A 3,546-nucleotide genomic window follows, 5' to 3' on the forward strand; every position below is an offset into this window, starting at 1 on the left:
TTGTCTGTTTATCAAGTACCTTTTGTCTGTTAATCAAGTACCTTTATAAGTTCTGTACTTGATAAAAAGGTACTTTTATTTTAATATGTGTTTGAGGTGATAATCATGTCTAATGAGTTAGTTAAGTATGATCCTGAGTTGAATACTATTCCCTTGAGAAAATTTACCCCAATTGAGATGAATTTATTTTTTTCAATTGTTTCCCGCATGCGGGATCAAGGGAATAAAACTGTTCGTTTCTCTTTTGACCAGTTAAAAGAGCTTAGTAACTATAAACCAACCGCAAATAAACGTTTTATTGATGATATTGAAAATACATACCAAAAGATCCTCAGCCTTAGGTTTGGCCGTAGAAGTAAGAGTGGCTTAAATCGTGAATTTTTTGTTATGTTTACTGAATTTGAAATTAAAGGTGAAGCTGAAGAACCTTATGTTGATATTCAGATTTATCCCAAGGCATTGAAACTTCTAAATAATCTTGAAAGTTGGGTTCGTTATGCCCTAACAGAATTTAGAAATTTAAAAAGCAGTTACGCTAAAACAATGTTTCGTCTAATTAAGCAATTTCGAACTACTGGCTATTCTTATTTCTCTAAAGAAGATTTTTTTGAATTGCTTGATATACCTAAAAGTTATTGGAATAGTCCTTCAAATGTTGACAAAAAGGTTATTAAGCCAATTAGAGAAGAATTAACCCCGCTTTTTAGAGGGCTAACGATTAGAAAAAAATATGGTAAAGGCAGAGGAAAACCAGTTATCGGTTATTCTTTTACTTGGAAACCTGAAAGAAAGGACGCAAATGATTTTTCTCAAGGCAAATTTCAAGATGAGCGTCAAAAACTCTTTAACATTCAGCACAATGATGAATTATCAGATAAAGAAAAGTGGCGTGCAATTGACAAAGTTAAATGCTTGCCTTTAGGAACAACTGAAAAACAGGTACTGGCTGAAAAACAAGCTGAACATGATCAAAAAATAAGAGATCAAGCAAGACAAGAAGCANTTTGGAAATCATGCCTAAAACTATTAGAGAACTTGCTGATGAATTTGGTGTATCAAAACAAGCAATTAGGAAAAAATTAGATGCAAACTTTAGGGCAAACTATGTACAAACTGTGACTAGGAACGGAGTACAAACTTTAGTTGTTGCCAATTCAGGTTATTTGCTGTTAAAAAAGCATTTCGATGGTGGCAACAACCAGGAACCAAGAGAGAAAGCATTTACTAGTAACGCTGGTAATAGGAATACAGATACAATAGAATTGCTCAACCAACAATTGGCAATCAAAGATAGCCAAATTAAAGAAAAAGATGAACAATTAAAATCAATGCAAAAATTATTGGATCAATCACAACAACTACAATTGATGACTGAAAAGAAAGTTGAAGAACTTGAGACCACTAATTCTATAAAAATTAAATATGATAATTTAAATTTAAAACAAAAAAGTAACGCTTGGTGGAAATTTTGGTTAAAAAATAAGACATGATAACATTTAAAAAAAGTGTTATCATGTCTTATAGGAAGATGCTTATTTTTACAACTCAAGCTCATAAACATTTTAGCTTTGTTTTATAGGCCCTGCAAAAAATTGACTGCAATCAATTGAACTTTAGGCCTGTTCAACATATTTGTTAATATTATCAGATCCAATCAGTAATGTATCTTAAAGCCTGACTTTTCCTTAAGACACATTTATTTTACCACATAATCTACAAAAAATACGACCTCCATAGAAAGTTGAAAGAATCAGTTTTCTATGGAGGTCGTATTTTTTTGTAGATATCAACGTTTTTCTACCATCTAACTATACATAAGACTATACGAGGACTATACTAAGCTATATAAAACTATACTATTTACTATACGAGACTATACACATCAGCTCTTAGGAACTTATTGCAGTAATGTTCTTTATTGCAGAAAAAAATTATAGAAAAAGAAAGGGAAAGTCATTATGGATAATAAATCAAATAAAGATGCTTTATCTCTCATAAAAAAGAATCAAGCAGAGACTGGCTACGAAGGAAGCATACAAGAATATGAACAATTGTATTCCCTTTTTGTTAATCATGGATACAAACAAGCGCAAGTTGCTTTTGCACGTTTAAGTGATATATCAAATTACCTACCTCTACTCAAATCCGGTCCGCTTTCTCTATATATTCTATATGTACTAAAAGCTAACAATGATCGGGGAAGTTCTTTTTGGTCAATAGATGCATTAGCAAAGAAATTACAAACAACTACCAAATCTATAACTAACTGGAATACTAAACTTATTGACCTTGGATTAATTCGTCGACTTAAAGGACTAGGAAAATCAACTACTACTGTGTTGTTACCAACCAGTCCCATAATCATAAATGAAAAAACTCAAGAATCTATAAAGCTACTAGAAAAAATAAATTATAAACTTCAAGCATATGTAATATTTAAAAAAGACAATAAATATATCACTTACAGATTCTTTGAGTCCAATATAAAGTACAAAATCAATAATCCTATAATAATTTTAAGTGTTGAAGAGGATATGATTTCAGATATAAGCGATTCTCAAACTGCCTATACTGACATAGACGCTGTTGATGGTTCTAAAATAGATGAAATTACACAGTTACTTCTTGAAACAGAAATATCCGGTAGTGGATCAACAAAAACAAAAGAAAAAATAAAATTATTGGTTGATTTATATCAAACTTATTTAAGAAAATAAAAATTAGGGGTCATTTTTAACAAATAACCCCTCAAAAACATTGAAAGAATAGCCCCCAATATCTATAATGTAGATATTGGGGGCTATTTTAATTTATTTTTTTATAAGTGCCCCTAAACTATAGCTATTGATTCAAGATTTCATGGGAGCCAGTTGCAACCAATAACAAAATCAATTCATCATGATCTAGCTGATAAATAACAATCCAGTTGTCATAATTTTTACCATAGTTTCCATATCTGGCAGGGTGAAATTCACGATAGCCACGCCAATTTCCTTTTAATGCATGATCTTTAATCTGTTTCAAAACAAGTACATCTTGTTCAACAATTGCTTCTAAACAAGGCTTCAAGACAGTTATTGGGAAATGTTTTTTGACTAGTTTTTTTAATTCACGTTCAAAAGATTTGGTCTGTTTAATTTGCATCTAACTTATCGATCCAATCTTCAAAGTCAGTCAATGAACCAATGTTTTTGACCTGCCCTGTTTCTGCTTCTTTTTTAGCGGCTAAGGCTTCCGGAGAATCTAAAAAGCTGACTAATCGAACTTCATTATTGGCCGCTTTAACTAACGATAAGCGTATATACTCAGAAACGGTTAGCCCTTGTTTTGCTAGATTAGCTTTAGCCCGTTCACTAATGTCAGGTGTTACACGAGTTGAAATTGTCTTGTTTTTAATAATAGTATTACTCATTCTAATCCGCCTCCTTTAAGTTTACCATCGTACTACATTATAATATTCGATTTTTAGGTTTTCTGCAACTAAATTAATTTTAAAGTAAAGGAACTAACAGCTTATGCAACAAGTTGTCTTACCCATCAAAGATT

The 3,546-nt window shown here is 31.4% G+C and carries 4 protein-coding genes; 2 read left to right on the forward strand and 2 right to left on the reverse strand.

The features are described 5' to 3' along the window. Positions 1-105: 105 nt before the first annotated feature. Positions 106-1,002: replication initiation protein (locus IV84_RS10005; protein ID WP_155515920.1), on the forward strand; the 897-nt coding region annotated here is incomplete at its 3' end. Positions 1,003-1,958: 956 nt separating this feature from the next. Then, positions 1,959-2,717 carry a hypothetical protein gene (locus IV84_RS10015; RefSeq protein WP_054712679.1) on the forward strand — a complete coding sequence of 253 codons (759 nt, stop codon included), beginning with the start codon at positions 1,959-1,961 and terminating at the stop codon, positions 2,715-2,717. 124 nt (positions 2,718-2,841) lie between these two features. Here the strand turns inward: IV84_RS10015 and IV84_RS10020 are convergent, their stop codons facing one another. After that, the gene (locus tag IV84_RS10020) at positions 2,842-3,144 is read right to left on the reverse strand and encodes a type II toxin-antitoxin system YafQ family toxin (RefSeq protein ID WP_005917927.1); all 303 of its coding nucleotides are present in this window, start codon (positions 3,142-3,144) and stop codon (positions 2,842-2,844) included. Then, positions 3,134-3,412, reverse strand: a complete 279-nt coding sequence (locus IV84_RS10025; protein ID WP_003625288.1) for a plasmid mobilization protein — start codon at positions 3,410-3,412, stop codon at positions 3,134-3,136. Before IV84_RS10025 ends, IV84_RS10020 begins: the two co-directional genes overlap by 11 nt. Positions 3,413-3,546: the final 134 nt, after the last annotated feature.

This window comes from Pediococcus damnosus (assembly GCF_001437255.1).
GTDB classification, from domain to species: Bacteria; Bacillota; Bacilli; order Lactobacillales; family Lactobacillaceae; genus Pediococcus; species Pediococcus damnosus.

Bases quoted from the DNA above. Each gene is read 5' to 3' on its own strand.
- IV84_RS10025 (WP_003625288.1), bottom strand. From the start codon at position 3,412: ATGAGTAATACTATTATTAAAAACAAGACAATTTCAACTCGTGTAACA.
- IV84_RS10015 (WP_054712679.1), top strand. From the start codon at position 1,959: ATGGATAATAAATCAAATAAAGATGCTTTATCTCTCATAAAAAAGAAT.
- IV84_RS10020 (WP_005917927.1), bottom strand. From the start codon at position 3,144: ATGCAAATTAAACAGACCAAATCTTTTGAACGTGAATTAAAAAAACTA.